General features: G+C 38.3%; 20 protein-coding genes and 1 riboswitch. Of the genes, 7 read left to right on the plus strand and 13 right to left on the minus strand.

What is annotated here, in order from left to right:
- Positions 1-205 precede the first annotated feature (205 nt).
- Positions 206-766 carry a GNAT family N-acetyltransferase gene (locus WKH56_RS30630; RefSeq protein ID WP_013055149.1) on the plus strand — a complete coding sequence of 187 codons (561 nt, stop codon included), beginning with the start codon at positions 206-208 and terminating at the stop codon, positions 764-766.
- Between the two features lie 101 nt (positions 767-867).
- Positions 868-984 (plus strand): YfhE family protein, encoded by a 117-nt coding sequence (locus WKH56_RS30635; RefSeq protein WP_013055148.1) that lies wholly within the window; start codon positions 868-870, stop codon positions 982-984.
- Between the two features lie 423 nt (positions 985-1,407).
- On the opposite strand, the gene WKH56_RS30640 is transcribed toward WKH56_RS30635, so the two are convergent.
- The 6 genes from WKH56_RS30640 to WKH56_RS30665 form a co-directional block, all read right to left on the minus strand.
- Positions 1,408-3,549 (minus strand): PAS domain-containing sensor histidine kinase, encoded by a 2,142-nt coding sequence (locus WKH56_RS30640; RefSeq protein ID WP_063248461.1) that lies wholly within the window; start codon positions 3,547-3,549, stop codon positions 1,408-1,410.
- A 279-nt stretch (positions 3,550-3,828) separates the two neighbouring features.
- Positions 3,829-5,172, minus strand: a complete 1,344-nt coding sequence (locus tag WKH56_RS30645; protein ID WP_221831900.1) for an amino acid permease — start codon at positions 5,170-5,172, stop codon at positions 3,829-3,831.
- Positions 5,173-5,331: 159 nt separating this feature from the next.
- Positions 5,332-5,412: riboswitch (glycine riboswitch) on the minus strand.
- A gap of 252 nt (positions 5,413-5,664) precedes the next feature.
- A complete protein-coding gene (gene rlmD, locus WKH56_RS30650; protein WP_275211692.1) occupies positions 5,665-7,050 on the minus strand; it encodes a 23S rRNA (uracil(1939)-C(5))-methyltransferase RlmD in 1,386 nt (461 codons plus the stop codon).
- Positions 7,051-7,212: 162 nt separating this feature from the next.
- Positions 7,213-8,022, minus strand: a complete 810-nt coding sequence (pdaA, locus tag WKH56_RS30655) for a delta-lactam-biosynthetic de-N-acetylase (RefSeq protein WP_165635413.1) — start codon at positions 8,020-8,022, stop codon at positions 7,213-7,215.
- 94 nt (positions 8,023-8,116) lie between these two features.
- Positions 8,117-9,658 carry a fumarate hydratase gene (locus WKH56_RS30660; RefSeq protein ID WP_098627107.1) on the minus strand — a complete coding sequence of 514 codons (1,542 nt, stop codon included), beginning with the start codon at positions 9,656-9,658 and terminating at the stop codon, positions 8,117-8,119.
- A 162-nt stretch (positions 9,659-9,820) separates the two neighbouring features.
- Positions 9,821-10,006: an SE1561 family protein gene (locus WKH56_RS30665; RefSeq protein ID WP_013081532.1), complete on the minus strand. Its 186-nt coding sequence runs from the start codon at positions 10,004-10,006 to the stop codon at positions 9,821-9,823.
- Positions 10,007-10,209: 203 nt separating this feature from the next.
- Here WKH56_RS30665 and yfkAB point away from each other — a divergent pair, with 203 nt between their 5' ends.
- A complete protein-coding gene (gene yfkAB / locus WKH56_RS30670; RefSeq protein ID WP_168761406.1) occupies positions 10,210-11,328 on the plus strand; it encodes a radical SAM/CxCxxxxC motif protein YfkAB in 1,119 nt (372 codons plus the stop codon).
- A gap of 35 nt (positions 11,329-11,363) precedes the next feature.
- On the opposite strand, the gene WKH56_RS30675 is transcribed toward yfkAB, so the two are convergent.
- Complete coding sequence (locus WKH56_RS30675) at positions 11,364-12,164, minus strand: YfkD famly protein (RefSeq protein ID WP_028412446.1); 801 nt, start codon at positions 12,162-12,164, stop codon at positions 11,364-11,366.
- Between the two features lie 140 nt (positions 12,165-12,304).
- Positions 12,305-13,360: a calcium/proton exchanger gene (gene cax / locus WKH56_RS30680; protein WP_034263745.1), complete on the minus strand. Its 1,056-nt coding sequence runs from the start codon at positions 13,358-13,360 to the stop codon at positions 12,305-12,307.
- 200 nt (positions 13,361-13,560) lie between these two features.
- Between cax and WKH56_RS30685 the strand changes: the two genes are divergently transcribed.
- A complete protein-coding gene (locus WKH56_RS30685) occupies positions 13,561-13,974 on the plus strand; it encodes a pyridoxamine 5'-phosphate oxidase family protein (protein WP_275211695.1) in 414 nt (137 codons plus the stop codon).
- A gap of 19 nt (positions 13,975-13,993) precedes the next feature.
- On the opposite strand, the gene WKH56_RS30690 is transcribed toward WKH56_RS30685, so the two are convergent.
- The 3 genes from WKH56_RS30690 to WKH56_RS30700 form a co-directional block, all read right to left on the minus strand.
- Complete coding sequence (locus tag WKH56_RS30690; protein WP_165635414.1) at positions 13,994-14,377, minus strand: OsmC family protein; 384 nt, start codon at positions 14,375-14,377, stop codon at positions 13,994-13,996.
- A gap of 206 nt (positions 14,378-14,583) precedes the next feature.
- On the minus strand, positions 14,584-15,072 hold the full coding sequence (locus tag WKH56_RS30695; protein ID WP_168761408.1) for a phenolic acid decarboxylase: 489 nt from the start codon (positions 15,070-15,072) through the stop codon (positions 14,584-14,586).
- A gap of 25 nt (positions 15,073-15,097) precedes the next feature.
- Positions 15,098-15,553: a DUF3237 domain-containing protein gene (locus WKH56_RS30700; protein WP_275211697.1), complete on the minus strand. Its 456-nt coding sequence runs from the start codon at positions 15,551-15,553 to the stop codon at positions 15,098-15,100.
- A 181-nt stretch (positions 15,554-15,734) separates the two neighbouring features.
- Here WKH56_RS30700 and WKH56_RS30705 point away from each other — a divergent pair, with 181 nt between their 5' ends.
- Positions 15,735-16,919 carry an MFS transporter gene (locus WKH56_RS30705; protein WP_310884157.1) on the plus strand — a complete coding sequence of 395 codons (1,185 nt, stop codon included), beginning with the start codon at positions 15,735-15,737 and terminating at the stop codon, positions 16,917-16,919.
- 14 nt (positions 16,920-16,933) lie between these two features.
- Here WKH56_RS30705 and WKH56_RS30710 read toward each other — a convergent pair whose 3' ends face one another.
- Positions 16,934-17,863 (minus strand): cation diffusion facilitator family transporter, encoded by a 930-nt coding sequence (locus WKH56_RS30710; RefSeq protein WP_049162767.1) that lies wholly within the window; start codon positions 17,861-17,863, stop codon positions 16,934-16,936.
- Between the two features lie 15 nt (positions 17,864-17,878).
- Positions 17,879-18,196 carry an ArsR/SmtB family transcription factor gene (locus tag WKH56_RS30715; RefSeq protein WP_034267028.1) on the minus strand — a complete coding sequence of 106 codons (318 nt, stop codon included), beginning with the start codon at positions 18,194-18,196 and terminating at the stop codon, positions 17,879-17,881.
- A gap of 208 nt (positions 18,197-18,404) precedes the next feature.
- Here WKH56_RS30715 and WKH56_RS30720 point away from each other — a divergent pair, with 208 nt between their 5' ends.
- A complete protein-coding gene (locus WKH56_RS30720) occupies positions 18,405-18,554 on the plus strand; it encodes a BH0509 family protein (RefSeq protein WP_013055132.1) in 150 nt (49 codons plus the stop codon).
- 225 nt (positions 18,555-18,779) lie between these two features.
- Positions 18,780-20,699, plus strand: a complete 1,920-nt coding sequence (locus tag WKH56_RS30725; protein WP_034267025.1) for a heavy metal translocating P-type ATPase — start codon at positions 18,780-18,782, stop codon at positions 20,697-20,699.
- Positions 20,700-20,736: the final 37 nt, after the last annotated feature.

Genomic DNA, 20,736 nt, shown 5'->3' on the forward strand with positions numbered 1-20,736 from the left:
GCATGTGAATTTCACAAAAGCATAAACATCACACGTTGACTTTTTATGTTTGTTGACTTGTAATGGGAAGGCAAATGGTGCGCCACCAGGTAACTGGTTCTAGTGGGTTCGATTCCCACCCCGAAATTTTTTTAATTATTAAAAAATTTCGAGGGTGGGGACTTGATTGGAGTCTGTATATACCCTCGATCAGGAGGGAAAAGTTATGTTAAAAAAACGTGACCTAAATGACTGTCAATCTCTATACGAACTCATGGTACATCCTGATGTCTTCCCTTTTGTTCGTCATAAAGCCCATTCCTATGAAGAATTTTTATTTGTGACTAAACAAACGATGGAAGCAGAAGATCATGGAGAAATTATTTCTCGCACGATTTTAGATGAATGGGGTAACCCTATCGGCACCATTAATTTATTTGATGTACAGGATCAAGCTGGTTTTTTAGGCACTTGGCTTGGCAAACCGTTTCACGGAAAAGGATATAATCAAATTGCAAAAGAAGCGTTCTTTAATGAACTGTTCTTTGAGTTAAATATAGAGCGAATTTTTATGCGAATCCGCAAAATCAACATCAGGTCTATTAAGGCTGCCGAAAAACTGCCTTATGCAGTACTTGCGAATGAAACACACAAAGCTTTATACGATGAAATTAATCAACATGAAGACGTATATGATTTATACGAAATTCCAAAAGACTTGTATACATTATACTACCTGCGTCACGAACAAGACGTTCAAGAAGATCACCAGCTTAAAGAAGCGTAAGAGTCTCTCCGTTACACGGAGAGCTTTTTTTATGATTAAAAACGAGAGATTCTGGAAAAAATAAGTAGCATGATCGAAAAACGTTAATTGGAGGTTTTTTTATGTCTGAAAAAAAACGAAAAGAAAACGCAAAAAATACGTTAAGTAGCGCTCAAGAAATCTATTACGGCCGCGAGTTTAAAAAAGCAGACCGTGCAGGCGGCTACACGAAAAAATAATTGAGGCAAAACATCTCTATCCAACGCTTGATCATCCCAACGTCCTTTCTGTACACTGTGTATCGGAAGGACGTTTTATATTATGTAAAGATAATAACGCGAAGATTTCATGCGTATGATTTACGATTTTTTAATAATCTACTATATCCACAAAGTTTACCCACAATTATGTGGATAATGTGCATAACTTTATCAGATATGTATATTACCGCTTTCATAACTTGAAATGACAGTGGGTAATTTTTATGTAAATTTTCTGAAAAAATGTGAATAATGTGGATAAAGTTGTGAATATCCTATACAATTCAGCAGTTAACTTCTTGTTAACCTGTGGATATCTTCTTTAGCACTTTCGTTTGTTTTAGTAACATGAAAGCTTTTGATATATTATAAGTATAATAATAAAAAGTAGGGGAACTTCCCCTACTTTTTTATGATTGGAAACAATATATCCACACTTGTTCCTTGATTTAACTGACTAGAAAATGTCATCTGCGCATGATGAGCTTTAATAATCCGATAGCTGACCATCAGCCCTAAACCTGTACCTTTTTCTTTTGTACTATAAAAAGGCTCACCTATCTTCGCTAACCGTTCAGGAGGAATACCTTGCCCTTCATCAGCAAGCTGCAGCCAAAGGTGGTTTTCTTTTGCTTTAATCGTAATATGAATACCCCCTCCTTCAGGCATTGCTTCGATAGAGTTTTTAATAATATTAATAAATACTTGTTTTAACTGATTTTTATCTCCATATACCTGCGGTAATTGCTCATCCCTTTTAAATATGAAAGCTACCTTTTTTTCTACTGCTTCAGGTTCAAGAAGCGAGCACACTTCTTGAACAAGCGCTTGCATATTCAAGGGTTCAACATTCATAACCTGAGGTTTTCCTAACATCAAAAATTCTTCTACGATTCCATTCATTCGTTCTAATTCAGTTTCCATGATATCTATATACAAAGCATCTTTGGGATTTTGTTCTTTTAATAAGTGAACAAAACCTTTTAAAGAAGTCAAAGGATTTTTGATCTCGTGAGCAACTCCAGCTGCAAGTTCTCCTACAACGGCAAGCTTCTCAGAAGTTCTAAGCTTCTCTTCTGCTTTTTTACGCTCCGTAATATCTGTCGATACGCACAGCATTTGAATCACTTCCTGTTTTTCATTCATAATAGGAAGTTTTGCTGTTTCGACCCAGCGCCGGTTTCCTTTCGAATCTTTAAACTGTTCTTCTAATACCATCCCTTTTTGCGTACAGTTTGAAAACGTCCCTTTATATAAAAGATCTGATTGAAGGTTGAATTGATATTTATCAATTGGTTGTCCAATCAAGTCATCAGATTTTTCACCTAGCAGCATCGCAAAAGATTCATTAACAAGAATGAACTCCCTTTTTTGATTAATGGCATAAATATAGCTTGGATTAATGTCAATGACTTGTCTTAAAAACGTTTTTTGTTCCTGCAGCTGATTTTCTTTTTGCTGTAAATTTGCTTTAGAATGGCGTATATAGCTAATCATTTCATTAAACTGTTTAGATAAAGTACCGATTTCCCCCCGCTCAATTTCTCGTTCCGGAATTTTTTGATTAAAATTCCCGCGCGCTACTTGTCCCGCCAATTCATATAGTTTACGAATAGGATTCACAATTTGCCTTGCATATAACGCAGTAAAAAAAGAAAGCAGTAAAATTGTAATACCTGAAACGGTCCAAAGCGTTTTTTCAAACGTTTCATAAGGCCTGTAAATTTCTTCAACGGGTAATTCAGCGACAATTCCCCAATCCAAAACAGGAATATATTCAAATGACGCAAAGAAGTACTTACCTTCGGTGTTCACAACGCGCTGATATCCTGATTTATGATTCATCGTTTCCTGAACGATTTCATTTTCCCTGGCATTTTCACCGATTCTCTGTTTCTCAGGGTGTGAAATAATTCTACCATTGCGGTCTACAATAAACGTATAGCCGTTCTCTCCTATATCGAACGTTTGAAAAATGGATTGAAAGCTTTTATTTTCTTCAATGCGCAGCGCTAAATTTATAACTTTTTTTACATTTTGCTGCTCATCCAAAATAGGAATTGCCATCACCACAATGTAATGCTTTGTGTCTGCTGAAACGACATCGCTTAAATATATTTTTTTAGTTCGCAGCGCTTCTTGAAAATATTTTCTTTTACTTAAGTTCACGTGCTTCATACTCTTTAAATCATCTGGGTAATAATGCTCCACATACCCTTTTGTATTAAAAATGGTTCCGCTATCGATATACGGTGAAATATTAACTATTTTCTGCAGTTCTTTGTCTATCTCTTGTTCATCATCTGATAAAAAAATAGGATCTTGCTGTACCTCGTCGCCCAAGCTCCAAATATCTTTAATAACGATGTTAATTTGCTCTTTCATTCTCTTGACGGTTTTATCAGTTACCTGTCGATATTGATCTTGAGAAATATTAGGCAGCATCACTCTTGAAACTATAAACATTAGCGTCAGTACGGTACAAATAAGAAGCACATTAATCGTGAAGATTTTCCAAAACGTATGAGATTTAAACCATTTCATGTTTGTTCACCTTAATTCAATGAAGTCTACCTCCATTGTACTGCAAAATGAAAACTTTTCCATGTAAATGATAGAATTCCACCTTTAGACATAGAAGAAAAGCATTTGGTTCTACATTACTATCAGAAAACTATGAGCTTTTTCACTGTATTTTCTGCTAAAACTTTTTTAGGGTTCTTATATAAACTTTGCTTACTGCATTTTCTTCATACAGTAGAAATCAATTATTTATCTTCCAATAAAAAGACCCCATCACGAAATGATGAGGTCACCCATTTACTATTTCTTCTTCCTTCTAGCCCCGTAAAAACCAAATAAGAGAATAAACCAAACGGGTGTCAACAATAAGGCTGGGCGCGTCGCATCAGAAAACAGCATAATAATAAGAATCACTGCAAACAACGCTAGCACAACATAGTTTATAAATGGTGTTAACGGTGCTTTGAATGTTGATGCTGCATGTAGCTGTGGACGTGTTTTTTTATATCTTAGATGGCAAATCAAAATGATACTCCACACCCAAATGAAACAAATAGCGCTGATGGTTGTTACGATGCCAAAAGCTTGATCTGGTATCAGTTTGCTTAACAAAGCTCCCGCCGAGATAACCAGCGTAGATACAAACAATCCGTTGCTTGGTACGTGGTTTTTGTTCAGTTTTGCAAACGTAGATGGCCCTTGGTCATTTTTACTTAAGTTATATAAGATACGGCTTGTTGAAAACATTCCGCTATTACAAGCAGAAGCGGCTGAAGTTAATACAACAAAATTAATAATTCCAGCAGCAAGCGGAATTCCGACTAAACTAAAGGTTTTAACAAATGGGCTTTCTGCTGCATTCAATTCCATCCACGGGTTAATAAATAAAAGGACGATAAGCGCTCCAACATAGAAAAATAAGATTCGCAGCGGAATTTTATTAATGGCCGATGGAATATTTTTTTGGGGATTTGATGTTTCCGCTGCCGATACCCCTACCAATTCAACCCCGACGTATGCGAAAATAACCATTTGGAATGAAAGTAAGAAACCTGAAACACCGTTTGGAAACAGTCCTCCATGACTCCAAAGATTTTGAACCGTAACGGATCCTGCATCTGTTTTAAATCCGATTACCAGTAAAATAACGCCAATAACAATTAACGCAAGAATCGTAATAACCTTTATTAAAGCAAACCAAAACTCTAATTCTCCAAATAATTTTACGGTTAATAAGTTAAGTCCTAATAAAATGATTACACAAATAAGTGCAGGAATCCACTGAGGAATATTGAACCAATATTTCACATATACGCCAACGGCAATCACATCAGCCATAGCTGTCATGATCCAGCAAAACCAGTACGTCCACCCTGTGACAAATGAAGCCCATGGTCCAAGATACTCTTCAGCAATATCTGTTAACGATTGATAACCTGCTTTAGACAGCAGTAGTTCTCCTAGCGCTCTCATCACAAAGAAAAGCGAAATACCCACAATTAAATAAGCAAAGATGATAGAGGGACCTGCAAGCTGTATGGCTTTACCAGAACCTAAAAATAATCCCGTCCCAATGGTTCCTCCAATCGCGATTAGCTGAACATGACGATTGGATAAATCCCTCTTTAATTCTCGTTGTTCCAACTCTAACTCCTCCTAACAATAAAACCTTTGATGCGATCGTGCGGACTACAAAATAAAGCCCAATAAAAAAAGAGATTGGATGCGCTCCAATCTCTTGGTCATAAGAATAACAAATATTATGGTACATGCTACCAATTAGTAACATGCCAAATAAATATCCGGTACTCTTCTGTCCTTTTGCCTGAGATTGTGAACCCTTCGGCGTCGCGAAACTATCGCGATCTCTCCAGAAGCTGCTCCTGCTATAGTGTGATCCATAGCAATCATAGCTTTCTACGTATTAAATTTTTCAATCAAGATAATGACTGTCGAATAGTTGTTTATTCTAATACCAGATGGATGCTTTGTCAATAGGAGAAATTAGTTTCATTTATTTTCCTTATTTGAAATATGATACTACATAAAAACCTTGTTCCTTTACTTGTGATAAAGACCTCCTTATTACAAAGAAAAAAGAGCAGAATCAAATCTGCTCTTTTACTCTTTTTCTATTCATTTCTTTAACGTCAAACTCACTACATTCTCCACATGCGCTGTATGAGGGAACATATCAACAGGCTGAATGTAATCAACGTTATAAGCCTTCGACAGCTGCTGCACATCTTTGGCTAATGTGGATGGATTACAAGATACGTAAACCACTTTCTTTGGCTTTACTTGTAAAATTGTTTTTAGAAGCTTGTCATCACAGCCTGTTCGCGGCGGGTCAACGACGATAACGTCTGGCTTCCAGCCTTCTTTTACCCACTGCGGCATCCATTTTTCAGCCGGACCTGTTACATACGTGGCATGTTCAAATCCATGATCTTTGGCATTTTTTCGCGCGTCTACAATGGATTCTTCAATCGTGTCCATTCCGCGAATTTCTTTGACATCTTTAGCAAGCCATAAGCCAATTGTCCCTACTCCGCAGTAAGCATCTACGATTTTTTCACTGCCTGTTAGCGCAGCTGCTTTTTTTACTTCTTCATATAGCTTCACCGTTTGGAGAGGATTCAGCTGGAAAAATGCACGCGCTGAAAGTTCGAATGAGATATCACCTAACGTTTCTTGAATCACCGACTTTCCAGCAAGTGTAAACGTTTCGTCTCCAAAAATAAGCGATGTTTTTTGACCGTTTACGTTTTGTACGAGTGATTTCACTTCCGGCAGGCGGCGCTGAATTTCTTTCATCAGCAGCTCTTTTTTCGGAATTTCTTTTTTAGCTGTAATCAAGACAATTTGAACTTCACCCGTTTCAAACCCTACTCGAGATACAATGGTACGCACAATTCCACGGCGTTTACGCTCATTGTAGATAGGAATTTGAAGGTCTTGTAAAATTCGTTTTATTTCTTTTGTCACGTGATTTGTAGCTTTATGCTGAATGGGACAGTTTTCAATATCAATCAAGCGGTGAGAATTCAGTCCATACAAACCCGCAATGACTTTTTGTTTGTCCACGCCGACTTGAAACTGAGATTTATTACGGTAGCGCCACGGATCTTCCATACCAATCGTTTGGCGAGTTTTTTCCTCTACTTTTTTTAATGAACTGTGACGTTCGAACGCTTGCAGAACAATATCTCGCTTGGATTCTAGCTGACCTTCATAAGATAAGTGCTGAAGCTGGCAGCCTCCGCACTGGTCGTAAATCGGACAGGGTGCTTCTACGCGATGAGGAGATTTTTTGCGAATTCGCTTGATTTTCCCTTCGGCAAACTTATGCTGAACATTTGTTGCTTCTACAACCACTTCTTCATTCGGTAATGCTCCCGGTACAAAGACGACTTGGCGCTTAAAATAGCCTACGCCTTCTCCATTAATACCGAGTCTTTTTATCGTCAACGGAAACGTTTGTCCTTTTTGAACTTTCATTTCAGTTTTTGGTTTATTCATGAGACCAACTCCGATTAGTTTAAATTCTTTATATAGTTATTAACGGTCTTTAGCTGCTTAAAACCTATTGGACCGTATCGCTTTAAAAAAGACATCAACGCATATTATAACACTTCAACAGCAAAAAACCGACAGAAGAAATATTCCCGTCGGTTTTTATCTTTATTTCGTTTTAGAAGGACTTTTCTTCAATTGTTTACGTTCGTTCATTAAATCATCAATGCTTTTAAACGTATAGCCCTGCTTTTTTAAATCCACAATCGCTTGATCTAACGCATCTGCGTTATCCTTTGAAACGGTATGCAGAAGCATGATCGCACCTGGATGTATTTGAGTCATCATATTGTCGTATGAGTAGCGCCAGCCTTTTTGTTCATTCACTTTCCAGTCAACAAATGCTAGTGACCAAAATACATTCGTATAGCCTTCTTGCTTTGAAAGAGCTAGCGTTCGTTCGCTAAATACACCTCTAGGTGAGCGGAGATACTTCATTTCATCACGACCGGTAATATTCTTGTATTCATCTTTTACTTTTTGCAGCTCTTCTTTAAAACGTGCATCATCCACTTGAGTTAAGTCAGGGTGATGCCATGAATGATTGCCGACAATATGCCCTTCTTTTACCATTCGCTTAATTAGCTTAGGCTCTTCTTTTAAATAGTGTCCTGTTACAAAAAACGTCGCAGGAACCTTTCTTTTTTTGAGCACGTCTAATACCTGCGGTGTATAGCCATTTTCATAACCGTTATCAAACGTTAAATAAATGTTTTTTTTAGTTGTATCGCCGAGGTAAAACGCATCATACTTAGCAAGAATGTGTTCATAAGCTGTACCTGCGGATGCAGGCTTGTGATTTTTACTTTTTTGAAATCCCCAGCTGATCGGAGTGTTTGGATACATTTGTGCTTCAACAGATGCTATGCCTGTTGACATCACGAATAAAAAAACGAGAAAAAAGGTGAACCGGCGCATAAGAAGCTCCTTTCGGAAGTCATTTTACGCTTAGTATCCACTCAATTTTCTCGTTCATGAACGTTACTTTTTACCATACGTTCCCGAAGTATGTTTATTTAAATACCGGTTCTTTAAATTGCTCAAGCTTTTCAAATGAAGACTTGTCTACATCTGCATGCAAGCTGTTTCCGTGTGAATCCATCGTCACTACAGCTGTAAAACCTTCTACTTTTAAATGCCACATTGCTTCAGGAATACCGAACTGCATCAAATCAACGCCTTCTACGCTCTTGATACAATCAGCATAGTACTGCGCAGCTCCGCCGATAGCATTTAAGTATACGCCCCCGTGCTCTTGAAGAGCAGCAAGCGTTTTAGGACCCATACCGCCTTTACCGATAACCGCGCGGATACCAAATTTCTTCATAATATCTCCTTGGTAAGGTTCTTCACGGATACTTGTTGTTGGTCCTGCAGCGGTTACGTGCCATTTTTCATCTTCGTCTTTTAACATAACCGGGCCACAGTGATAAATGATTTGTCCATTTAAATCAATTGGCGCATCGTGGTCTGTTAAATGTTTATGAATAGCGTCGCGTCCTGTGTAGATCATACCGTTGATGCGCACTACGTCACCAACTTTTAATTCACGAATTTGCTCTTCTGTAATAGGTGCTTGTAATACAACTTCTTTTGTTTCATCCGCATTTTGTTTCTCTTCTGCACCTGCATTTTTATTAAAATCTACTTCTTCGCCTTCTTGATACAGCCACTCTTGAACGCTTCCTGTATCAGCGTTGATTTTAATACCTAAGCGACGGTAAGCCCAGCAGTTATACGCAACTGACACATAGAAGCTAGCAGGAATACGATTGATTACGCCGACTTTACAGCCAAGTAATGTCGTTTCTCCGCCAAAGCCCATTGTACCGATTCCTAGCTTATTAGCATTTTCCATTACATACTCTTCTAATTCTTTCAGCTGAGCGTTTGGATTTTCGTCATCTAAGTTTCGGAACAGCTGCTCTTTTGCTAATTCATAGCCTGTTGTACGGTCGCCACCGATTCCAACACCAATGACGCCGGCGCTACAGCCTTGGCCTTGCGCTTGGTATACTGAGTGCATCACACATTTACGAATACCGTCTAAATCACGGCCAGCTCGGCCTAACCCTTCTACTTCACAAGGCAGGCTATACTGAATGTTTTTATTTTCACAGCCGCCGCCTTTTAAAATAAGACGCGCATCAATATAGTCATTTTCCCACTGTTCAAACTTAATAACCGGCGTGCCTCCGCCTAAATTATTACCGCTGTTTTCTCCCGTTAACGAATCTACAGAATTAGGGCGAAGCTTTCCGTGCTTTGTTGCTTCTTCAATTGCCCAATAAATCGCTTCTTTAATTTGAAGCTGATTCACTCCTACAGGGGTTTTAATTTTAAATGTTGGCATACCTGTATCTTGACAAATTGGCGATAAGTTATCATCCGCCATTTTAATATTATTGGTAATGGTCGCTAAAGACATTGCTGCACGCGTTCCTGCATTTTCACGCGCTTTTGCCTTTGCGATAGCACGTCGAACGTCTTTTGGCAATTTTGTAGATGTTTCAACAATTAAATCGTACATGCTTTGTTTTAAAGCTTCAATCATCACTTAATTCCTCCCATATCCCGCTAATGTATGTATTTATCTATCTGTCGTACAACTTTCAAAATTTATTATACTCCTTCAAAAATTGTTTCGAAAGACCTTTATAGGAGGATTTCTACTTCAAGCAAAAAAGCGCTAGTTTTTCTAGCGCTTTTTTCTTCTTCATTCTTTATCTTTTTTAAACTGCTCACATTTTGCTTCTAGGTCATCAATCATTGTAATCAAACGGTCAATATCTTCTAGATCTGTGTTTTCAGGCTCCATAGAGTCTAATACATGTACAAACATATTTAAACGATCTTTTAAATAACGTACTTGTGAATCTTTATCTCGAACGGCGTTTCCCATTTTAAACCCTCCTGATGTAGCTTTTCATTCTTATTTCCTTATATCCTAACGAATACTTTCATATTTGACAACTAAAAGCAATAAAATCCATAATAGTCACTGGTGTCCGTTTTGAATGGGACGTATAATTTAGTCTAGCAGGACGGACCGTGAGATGTTTTCATCATCATTTCACTTTACGGAAAAATAAAAGGAGTTTTTTTATGGCCACTTTACAACGAATTACCCCGGAGTTCGATCCGTGGGAAGCGTATTTAGATATGAAACAATATGGCAAACCGACGCTCACAAACGTTGAATTTACAACAACGACGCTTTGTAATATGCGATGTGAGCACTGCGCAGTTGGATATACGCTGCAGCCAAAAGACCCAAACGCACTGCCTCTTGATTTAGTTTTAAAACGTCTCGATGAAATTCCAACTCTTCGGGCGTTAAGCATTACGGGCGGAGAGCCTATGATGTCCCTATCTTCTGTGAAAAATTATGTGGTGCCTTTATTAAAGTATGCACATGAACGTGGTGTCCGTACACAGATTAATTCAAATTTAACATTAGATCTTGCTCGTTACGAACAAATCATTCCTTATTTAGATGTTTTACATATTTCTCACAACTGGGGAACGATGGACGATTTTGTGGAAGCTGGCTTTGCAATGATGGAGCGAAAGCCTACTTATGAGCAGCGCGCCAAATATTTCGACCGTATGATTGAAAACAGCCGCGCGCTTGTAAAAGCAGGTGTAACGGTATCAGCTGAAACGATGTTAAATAAACGTACGCTTCCTCATATGGAAAAAATTCATCGTCAAATTGTGGATGAAATGCTTTGTCAGCGTCACGAAGTACACCCTATGTATCCAAGTGACTTTGCCAGCACCTTAGAGACATTATCTCTTCCTGAAATGCGTCAAGCGATTCATCACCTTCTTGATATTCGAGATGAAAATGTGTGGATGCTATTCGGCACGCTGCCGTTTTATGCATGCAGTAATAACGAGGAAGACTTAACGCTTTTACAGCGCTTGTATAGCAGTAAAAATGTAACCGTTCGAAACGATCCAGACGGACGTTCTCGCCTAAATGTAAATATTTTCGACGGAGATATTATCGTAACTGATTTTGGTGATACGCCTCCTCTTGGCAACATTCAAGATACAAAGCTTACAGACGCTTTTGATACGTGGCAGCAAAGCACAATTTCTAAAGAACTTAGCTGCCATTGTTCAGCGGTCTCTTGTTTGGGACCTAATATTTTGGTAAAAAACAGCTATTATCAAGATACTGATTTTAGCAAACTCCAAGCGAACATTACAAAATAACAAAAAGAGATTCCACCACTGGAATCTCTTTTTTGTTATCTCGGCTGATCGTAAGCCCCGAAACTTAAGGAGACATAATCTTGTACTGGAATCCATGCTCCAATTCCTTGAGACGTTACATTTCTCACCACAATTGAACGCTTGCTGCCTTTTACCGTTACATATACTTCCCCATACGTTACTTTTCCCTTTTCACTTACAGCAGGCGTGTACGCATAGAGATAACCTACTTTTTTAGGAGCTACGTTATACACCTGGTCTTTTTTCGTTCCGGCACCTACAAACGTTTGAAATGATAAAGTGAGCTTTGTTTTTTTAGCTGCTTCAATTAGCATCATTTGTTTAACATGATCAGGCTGAGGCACTTTTGCCGTTAATCCGCCTTTTACATGGCTTTGATTTTCCTGACTGTACATCATTTTGTACTGAGTTTTTCCTGCTCTGTTATCATAATGATTCGTATTGATTCGCTGGTGCTGCCAGTTAACGTTTGTTTCTGTTGATTCATAATTTAACGGCCACTGTCCTAAAAAAATGGTTGCTCTGAATCCAATTGCCCATGGAGTTTTAGAAATGTTTGATTCATTTAATATACGAATTAAATCAGGGTTTTCAATTTTTACATTTGACGTTTCAATGAGCTCTTTTGTGAACTCACTCGGCTGCAAATAAGGCGTGTCTTGACTAGCATTTGGATACGTATTTTCTTTTGAAATATTTAAAGCTGAAGAAGGCACGTTGATGGTAGGCTGAGCTGTTTTTGCAATGGCGATCTTCGTTGAACATGAAAACGAAATAATGATGGTAAACACAAATAAAAGCAATTTACGTAACATCTAGAAACTCCTTTCAACATCGTTAATGAATGCAACCATAGTTTTTTCAAACATCCCCTGTTTTATCCTGAATACCAAAAGGGAAATTCTTCTATTCACTCACAAAAAAGAAACGTCCACATAAAGTGAACGTTTCTTTTTTAAATGAGATAAAAACCAATTCCCATAATAATATAAGCACCTAAAAGAGTTGCGCCTTCAAACCAGTTTGTATCTCCGTCATTAGAAATCGCAATTGTTAAAAATACGGCTGTTACCATCGCAATCAACTCAGGCCAAGTAAAAACAAGAGACATTTGGCTTTCGAACATTAGCGAAACAAGTACTAATATTGGTGCTACAAACATCGCTACTTGTAAAGTTGATCCAACAGCAATTTCAACAGCTACACCCATGCGATTTTTAACGGCCATAATAATAGCGGAAGCATGCTCTGCCGCGTTCCCAACAATCGCTACAATGATGACCCCGATAAACAGCTCACTCCAGCCAAAGCTTTCCGAGACAATTTCGATTGTACTTACCAAGCTTTCGGATACATAAGCCACCGCTAACGTAGACAAAAAGAGAACCGCAATCGCTTTCCACATTGACCACTCTGGCTCCTCATGTTCTTCCACTTCTTCACTTTTATGCTGATACACGCCTCGATGCGTGACCAGCTTAAAGAATAACGCCGCTAAGTATAAGATGATGAGAATAATGGAAATTCCGACACTTAGAGACATGGTCTTCGCTTCGTCCATTTCGCTAGCAAACACTTCAGGAATAACAAACGCAACGATAACGGCAAAGATCAATAATCCAGAATTATGTCTTGCATCATAGACATTAAATTCTTGACGCTTAAATTTAAGTCCCCCGATAAAGAATGAAAGACCGCCTACAAGAAGGAGATTTCCTAATACAGAACCGGTTAACGATGCAAGCACCACGGCTGTAAGGCCTTCTTTTAAAGCAAAAATCGAAATAATTAATTCTACAGCGTTACCAAAGGTAGCATTCAATAGACCGCCTATTCGTGGACCAGCTACAACAGCTAAGCTCTCTGTAGCTCTTCCCATAAAAGCTGCGAGGGCAATGATTGTTAAACAGTAAATAATAAACATAAGAACATCTGACCAGTGCATCATGTGCCCAATAACAGATAGCGGCACCCCAAGAATAACCGCTATCAGAAAAATCCGATTGATCATCGATATGTACACCTACCTTATTCATTTTTTGACAACAAAATCAATCATATTAAATTAATGGAATTTGTATAGACTCACCGTCAATGTTAGTATTTTTAACCTATTTTTATAAATGATAAACCTCTAATTGATTTTTGATTAAGATATTTAAAAATCAGCCAAACTACCAAGGATAATGAGATAGAATGAGGAGTGAAAAAATGAGTAATGATGTAAAAAATCAAATTTTATCGGTACTGGATGACTATACAATCGGAACGTTAGCTACGATTCAAGATGGAAAACCTTATTCACGCTTTATGATGTTTTTTCATGAAGATCTTGTGCTTTACACCGCCACCAATAAAGATACCCACAAAGTCGAAGAACTAGAAAAAAACCCTTACGTTCATATTTTGTTAGGCTATGATGGGCAAGGTTGGAGTGATCCGTATGTAGAGGTAGAAGCCAAAGTAAATGTAGAAACAAACGAAGAGTTAAAAAAGAAATTTTGGAATGAAAAGTTAAAAGAGTGGATTAAAAGTCCAGATGACCCAAATTTTTCGCTTCTTCAGCTGACTCCTGAACGCATGCGCTATTTTGATAAAGCCGGAAGCAAACCAAAAGAAATATAAAAGTGGACAATGTCCACTTTTATTTTATTTCGAAGGTTTCTGTCACTTCTATACTGTCAATAACCGACTGTAGCATTGAACAATTTTTTCGGGCTAGCTCAATCGATTTTTCAATTTTGTCTAATGGCAGGTCTTTTCCCGTGATGATATAGTGCAAATGAATTTTTTCGATTCGCCCCGCTTTTTCATCATTGCGCGTTACATCAGCTTGGATGTGTAAATCGGAAAAAGCGATTCTTTTTTTCTCTAGAATCTTTCTTAACACGCCTCCGCTGCACACGGCAATGGATGATGTCATTAGCTGATACGGACGAAAGCCATGCTCTTCATCTCCGGCGATATGTAGCTCTCCATAAGGAAAATCTGTCGTAAACCCCGCCTCTTTTTTCATGTTAAATTCCATTTTCTTCACTCCTTTCCTTCATTATAAACCGTTTTTTATATAACCAACTACTCTCACTATAGATCACTTGTTACACCGCGGTTTATTTCCGGGCACCATCACAATAAAAAAATCCGAACGAAGTTGATTCTTGATCAAGAATCAACTTCGTTCGGATCTTCCTTCAACTAATATACTTTTGTCCTAGCCTTTTGTATGACTCCGTATTAAATTAATTTTCCAGCGCGAATATCATCCGTCATTCCTTCGTAAGGCGCTTGAGCGATAACTTCCTCATTGTTTACTCCGACATTTTTGATGAATGTAATGTCAGCAAATTCGGGAACCACGTATTTCGGATATGTTTCGTATTTTTCACGGGATTCATGCATTAAATCAAGATAATCATTTTGATAGCACACGGTAATTTCAGGATGTTCATGTACCCATTTTGGGAAGAAAATAATTCCGTGCATGCGTTTTTCATTAGGCATAAAGTTCAAAGATACATCTGTCCCCGTTGGTTCAGTCCAAGATACTTTATATACACCTTCTGTTAATTTCACAATATCTACTTTTTGGTCACGAACCCATCGTCCTGCCACCATTCCGCTATGAATACGATAATCGATTGTATTTTCGTTTTTAATATAGATTTCATATTCCCATCCGTTTTCGTATGTGTAAATCATATGATTTCCAATAAATTTTTCCATGTCTATACCTCTCCTTTGATTTGATTTATAAAACTTCGTATATGTCTAGCATAACGCTTTCTGGGTTTCTTATAGCAGCGCCTATAAACATGCGGTCCTGTAACCACTTATACTTTGCACTTCCAGTTTCAAAGACAGGAATCGTACGAAAGTAAACGTGCTCTGGAGGTATAATTTCACCTTCAGCAGCCTGTTCTCTAAACTCTTCACTAACCTGACGTATTCCATTGTTTTCAATATAAATAAGTTCATCATCTTCTGTTTGAATGACATATCGTGCAGATAAATCGACGCGGCCATCCCAACGAATAATTTGAGAATCCGCTCCACTTGGAAGAATTAAGCCTTTTATTTCCCCGTCTGCAGTACCTGACTTAATGGGAATAAACTGTTTTTTTCCTAATCCTGTATGACCAATAACGACGGGTGTACCAACATTAATTGTGAATGTTGCTATTTTCTTCAGCCCTGGTTCTATCATAGCAATCACCTCTTAATTGTAAATAAAAACATGTAAATATTTACACGTTTTATTCTACTCCCCTTACATAAAGATGTCAAATGGACAGCACGGCCTGTTTATATCCTTGTCAATAAAGCGTTTTCCTTGTACGATTAAACAGTTGGATTGACAAAATATAGATAAAAAGAGGTTAGATGCTATGGGTGCTACTCATCAACAACGTTTCTGGATTTTAGTTAGCCTTGTCGCCATTTCTGGATTCAGCCAAGGCATGCTGCTTCCTTTAATTGCTATTATTTTTGAGAAAGATGGTCTTTCCTCTACTATAAACGGATTAAACGCAACTGGATTGTACCTGGGCATCTTATTTATTTCTCCTTTCATGGAAGCGCCGCTTCGCAGATACGGATACAAGCCAATTATCGCAGCAGGAGGACTTTTAGTTATTGTATCTTTAGCTTTGTTTCCCCTGTGGAAATCTGTTGTATTTTGGTTTGTGCTCCGTTTATTTATTGGAATAGGAGATCACGCGCTGCACTTTGGAACTCAAACGTGGATTACATCGTCTTCCCCTGCTGATAAAAGAGGTAGAAACATTTCACTGTATGGGCTCTTTTTTGGTATTGGTTTTGCTGTTGGTCCTTTAATGACGCCGTTAATTGAAATTAATCATGCGCTGCCTTTTATGATTTCTTCTGCTCTATGTCTTCTAACATGGGTATTTTTATTTTTGATAAAAAATGAATTTCCCCTTCAGGGAGTTGAGGTTAATTCATTAAAAGAAACGGCTAAGCGATTTTCTAAAGCGGCTAAATATGCTTGGATTGCTTTTTTACCGCCTTTTGGATATGGTTTTTTAGAGTCATCACTGAACGGCAGCTTTCCTGTATACGGTTTACGAATTGGATTGCAAGTAGAGTTTATTTCACTGCTGCTGACTTCCTTTGCAGTTGGAGCTATTGTGTTTCAGCTTCCTCTTGGCATACTGAGCGATAAATTCGGACGGAAATTGGTATTAGGATGGATTTTATCAATTGGAGCCGTGACTTTTTTTACAGCAAGTCTCTTGGAAGACACCGCTATTCCATTAGTAGCGTGTTTATTTATAGCAGGCATGGTTGTAGGTTCTACGTTTAGTTTAGGAATCAGCTATATGACGGATTTGATTCCTACCCGTCTGCTTCCTACAGGTAATTTACTATGCGGCATTGCTTTTAGTATCGGAAGCCTTGCCGGTCCTTACATAGGCGGTACTTTTATTCAGTTCTTTCATCATGTCAGCTTTTTTAATATTATTAGCGGGATGCTTGGCTTTATTTTTATCCTTCTTTTTGTATTCGGACAAAAAATGCCTATGCAGCAAAAAACAAGCGAGAACTTATAAGTTCTCGCTTGTTTTTAAACTTTTAGCGTTCGGTGCTGAAGAGCTGATTTTTCAATTTGTATCGTCGTATGCTCAATGCCACAGTGATCGTGTACTAAATCAATGGCTTTTTGCAAAATCTGCTGACAATCTTTTTCATCTTCTACGCGCATATGACAGCTCAATGAGTCCAGTCCTGAAGTAATCGTCCAAATGTGTAAATCATGCACATCTTTGACTCCTTCAATGTTTTCAAGAAGGTTTTTTATTTCACTGTGATCCACTCCTTCAGGAGAGCCTTCCATCAAAATATGAACGCTATGAGCAAGCACGCCCCAAGCGCTTTTTAAAATTAATACAGACACAACTACAGAAATAATCGGATCAGCAATATACCATCCAAACAGCATCATAAGAAGTCCCGCTACAATAGCTCCAATAGACCCTAAAGCATCTCCCAATACGTGTAAGTAAGCGCTGCGCAAATTTACATTTCCTTTTACATCGCCTTGTCTCATAAGTGACCATGCGCTGATTAAATTAGCGAGTAAACCAACAGCAGCAATCAGCATCATGCTGCCGCTTGCTACAGACTGCGGCTCCAGTACGCGCTGATAGGCTTCATAAATGATAAACCCTGCTATTACAAACAGTGCCACTCCGTTAAAAAGAGCCGCTAATATTTCAAAACGATAATAACCGTACGTTTTTTTAGCCGACGCAGCTCGGTTAGCAAACCATATGGCAACGAGGCTAAGAGCAAGTGAGCTTGTATCAGACAGCATGTGTCCGCTATCGGATAATAGCGCTAAACTATTTGTAAAAAGCCCTCCAACAAACTCAAGAACCATAATACCCGCGGTGATAATTAGTGCAATTAACAGACCTTTTTTGTTGCCTTCACGCTGTGTATCAAAATGGTGATGATGACCATGATGATGATGGTGGTGATGATCATGACTCATGCAAAGCCCCTCCTTCTAATCGTTATGTGCGCATTCTACGTGCTGAATCACTTGATGCAGTATTCCAACCACGTGTTCATCGTCGTACGTATAGAAATACGTATTCCCTTCACGGCGATATTTTACTAAACGTAAATGACGCAAGTGAGTTAACTGATGTGAAATAGCTGATTGTGAAACACCAAGCACTTCAACCATATGACCGACTGAACACTCTTCTTGAAATAGCAAATAGAGAATCTTCATTCTCGTAGGATCTGAAATAGCTTTTAGTATTCTTGATGCTTCTTCTACTGTTTGAGGTGATAAAAACGAATGTTCATCTTTTTTCATAACATCTCTCCGTTCATTATATACAAGTATATGAGCATATGTTCATATATAAATTATAAAGTACCTTTTTCTCTATAGTCAATTATTTACGTCTTTCAAAATTTTTTTGCCTATTTTAAAAAAAAATCCACACAAAATACTTTTTCTGTTATATAATACAATTAAATATAATAAACTGTATTAAAACAGATGGAGAGGAGAATAATAAATGAGCAGACAAGAACGTAAAAACATGATTACATTTATTGAAACAATGAAGGGGATTGACCGTGAAACCTTAATGTACATGACGGATGCCGATATCGAGCACATTTACACTTCCGCTTATAAATATTATGAAGAGCATTTAGATATGTAGTACGTTTTTTACAGAATGCAGACGTCCAGCTGCATTCTGTTTTTATTTTTTAAGCATTAGTTGTTACCTCCTTGCTTGTTCCGTGCTATACTATACTAAATATCCCAATTCAAAAGATAATAAATGGAAAAAGTTTGCTGCTATCGCTGAGATGGCAGCTTTCGTGCTTTTTTAGGGGTAATGATTGTGATTATTTTTCTCAATTATCGTTCAAGGAGGATTTGTATGGAAAATGCGTTACCTAAAAAACAAGAACAAACGCCGCAAACATCTTCTGCTGTCAACGTATTAAAAACACATGGTGAACTCATTGCTGCACTGTTGAGCGGAGTGCTTATTTTAGCCGGCTGGCTGATTTCAAAACAGCAGGATACAGCTGTATCTATTACGCTCTTTGTATTAGCTTATGTGATAGGTGGATTTGCTAAAGCAAAAGAAGGCATTGAAGAAACGATTGAAAATAAAGAATTAAACGTCGAAATGCTAATGATTATTGCGGCCATTGGAGCGGCTGTAATTGGCTACTGGACAGAAGGTGCTATGCTTATTTTCATTTTTGCACTAAGCGGTGCATTAGAAACGTACACCATGAATAAAAGCAACCGAGAAATTAGCGCCTTAATGAATTTGCAGCCGCAAGAAGCAACGCGGCTGATTGGAGACCAAGAAGAAATTGTCTCCATTTCAGATTTACAAATCGGAGACTTGCTGTTAGTTAAGCCGGGTGAACGAGTGCCATCCGATGGTATTGTTGTCTCAGGTCAAACAACGATTGATCAGGCGGCTATTACGGGTGAATCTGTTCCTGTACTAAAACAGCTCGATGATGAAGTATTCGCGGGCACGGTGAATGTGAAAGGCGCCATTACCATTAAAATGACAAAGCCAAGTGCTGAGACGCTGTTTCAAAAGATCATTCAACTTGTTCAAACGGCTCAAAGTGAAAAGTCTCCTTCTCAATTGTTTATCGAACGATTTGAAGGCACATACGTAAAAATTGTTCTATCGGTTGTGGCAGTTATGCTGTTTCTCCCCCACTATGTGCTTGGATGGAGCTGGACCGAGACATTTTATCGAGCAATGATTCTCTTAGTTGTAGCGTCTCCTTGCGCCCTAGTTGCATCTATCACCCCTGCTTCGCTGTCTGCTATTTCAAACGGAGCAAAAAAAGGAATTTTGTTCAAAGGCGGCGTGCATTTGGAAAGGTTAAGCCATTTAAGCGCAATTGCTTTTGACAAAACAGGCACGTTAACAAAAGGAAAGCCAGAAGTGACAAATGTTATTGTACGTTCTGATATAAACGAACAGGAATTTCTTATTAAAATAGCATCAATTGAACGTCAGTCTAATCATCCGCTTGCTCAATCCATTGTTGACTTTGTGAAAAACAAGCAGGAATTGACGCTCGTTCAGCCAGATTCACTTGAAGACGTTCCCGGATACGGTGTGATTGGGTCTCTTCAAGGAGATACGTGGAAGATAGGAAAAGCAGATTTTGTAGGTAAAGAAGAAGCAGCTGAATTTGAAAATGGGATTTCATCTACGCTTGCCAGTGAAGGAAAAACGATTGTGTACGCAAAAGACCAGCATGGTATTGTGGGATTGCTTGCGCTAAAAGACGTTGTACGAACAGAAGCTGTAGAAGCTGTTAAATCTCTTAAAGAGCAGGGTATTCATACCGTCATGATTACAGGAGACAGCGAAAAAACAGCCGAGGCCATTTCAAAAGAATGTGCCGTCGATGAATACATTGCAGAATGCTTGCCTGAAGCGAAAGTAGATAAAATTAAAGCGTTAAAAGAAAAATTCCCTACCGTTTCAATGGTGGGAGATGGTATTAACGATGCACCTGCTCTCGCTACTGCTAACGTTGGAGTAGCTATGGGAGAAGGAACGGATGTGGCACTTGAAACGGCAGATATCGTTTTAATGAAAAATGATTTATCAAAAATTTCGGATGCAGTAGCTCTTTCCAGACGAATGAACTCAATTGTGAAGCAAAATGTTATTTTTTCTATTGCCGTCATCTTTTTATTAATTTGTTCGAATTTTTTCCAAGTGCTTGATATGCCATTTGGTGTTATTGGTCACGAAGGCAGCACCATTTTAGTTATCTTAAACGGCCTTCGCTTGCTAAAATCTTAACGAAAAAAAGCCTAACGTATTTGTTAGGCTTTTTATT

It is taken from the genome of Priestia sp. SB1 (assembly GCF_038898415.1).

Bases quoted from the DNA above. Each gene is read 5' to 3' on its own strand.
- WKH56_RS30685 (WP_275211695.1), top strand. From the start codon at position 13,561: ATGAGTAATGATGTAAAAAATCAAATTTTATCGGTACTGGATGACTAT.
- rlmD (WP_275211692.1), bottom strand. From the start codon at position 7,050: ATGAATAAACCAAAAACTGAAATGAAAGTTCAAAAAGGACAAACGTTT.
- WKH56_RS30725 (WP_034267025.1), top strand. From the start codon at position 18,780: ATGGAAAATGCGTTACCTAAAAAACAAGAACAAACGCCGCAAACATCT.
- WKH56_RS30715 (WP_034267028.1), bottom strand. From the start codon at position 18,196: ATGAAAAAAGATGAACATTCGTTTTTATCACCTCAAACAGTAGAAGAA.
- WKH56_RS30720 (WP_013055132.1), top strand. From the start codon at position 18,405: ATGAGCAGACAAGAACGTAAAAACATGATTACATTTATTGAAACAATG.
- WKH56_RS30690 (WP_165635414.1), bottom strand. From the start codon at position 14,377: ATGGAATTTAACATGAAAAAAGAGGCGGGGTTTACGACAGATTTTCCT.
- WKH56_RS30660 (WP_098627107.1), bottom strand. From the start codon at position 9,658: ATGATTGAAGCTTTAAAACAAAGCATGTACGATTTAATTGTTGAAACA.
- WKH56_RS30700 (WP_275211697.1), bottom strand. From the start codon at position 15,553: ATGATAGAACCAGGGCTGAAGAAAATAGCAACATTCACAATTAATGTT.
- WKH56_RS30630 (WP_013055149.1), top strand. From the start codon at position 206: ATGTTAAAAAAACGTGACCTAAATGACTGTCAATCTCTATACGAACTC.
- WKH56_RS30635 (WP_013055148.1), top strand. From the start codon at position 868: ATGTCTGAAAAAAAACGAAAAGAAAACGCAAAAAATACGTTAAGTAGC.
- WKH56_RS30710 (WP_049162767.1), bottom strand. From the start codon at position 17,863: ATGAGTCATGATCATCACCACCATCATCATCATGGTCATCATCACCAT.
- WKH56_RS30675 (WP_028412446.1), bottom strand. From the start codon at position 12,164: ATGTTACGTAAATTGCTTTTATTTGTGTTTACCATCATTATTTCGTTT.
- WKH56_RS30705 (WP_310884157.1), top strand. From the start codon at position 15,735: ATGGGTGCTACTCATCAACAACGTTTCTGGATTTTAGTTAGCCTTGTC.
- WKH56_RS30640 (WP_063248461.1), bottom strand. From the start codon at position 3,549: ATGAAATGGTTTAAATCTCATACGTTTTGGAAAATCTTCACGATTAAT.
- WKH56_RS30695 (WP_168761408.1), bottom strand. From the start codon at position 15,072: ATGGAAAAATTTATTGGAAATCATATGATTTACACATACGAAAACGGA.
- pdaA (WP_165635413.1), bottom strand. From the start codon at position 8,022: ATGCGCCGGTTCACCTTTTTTCTCGTTTTTTTATTCGTGATGTCAACA.
- cax (WP_034263745.1), bottom strand. From the start codon at position 13,360: ATGATCAATCGGATTTTTCTGATAGCGGTTATTCTTGGGGTGCCGCTA.
- WKH56_RS30665 (WP_013081532.1), bottom strand. From the start codon at position 10,006: ATGGGAAACGCCGTTCGAGATAAAGATTCACAAGTACGTTATTTAAAA.
- yfkAB (WP_168761406.1), top strand. From the start codon at position 10,210: ATGGCCACTTTACAACGAATTACCCCGGAGTTCGATCCGTGGGAAGCG.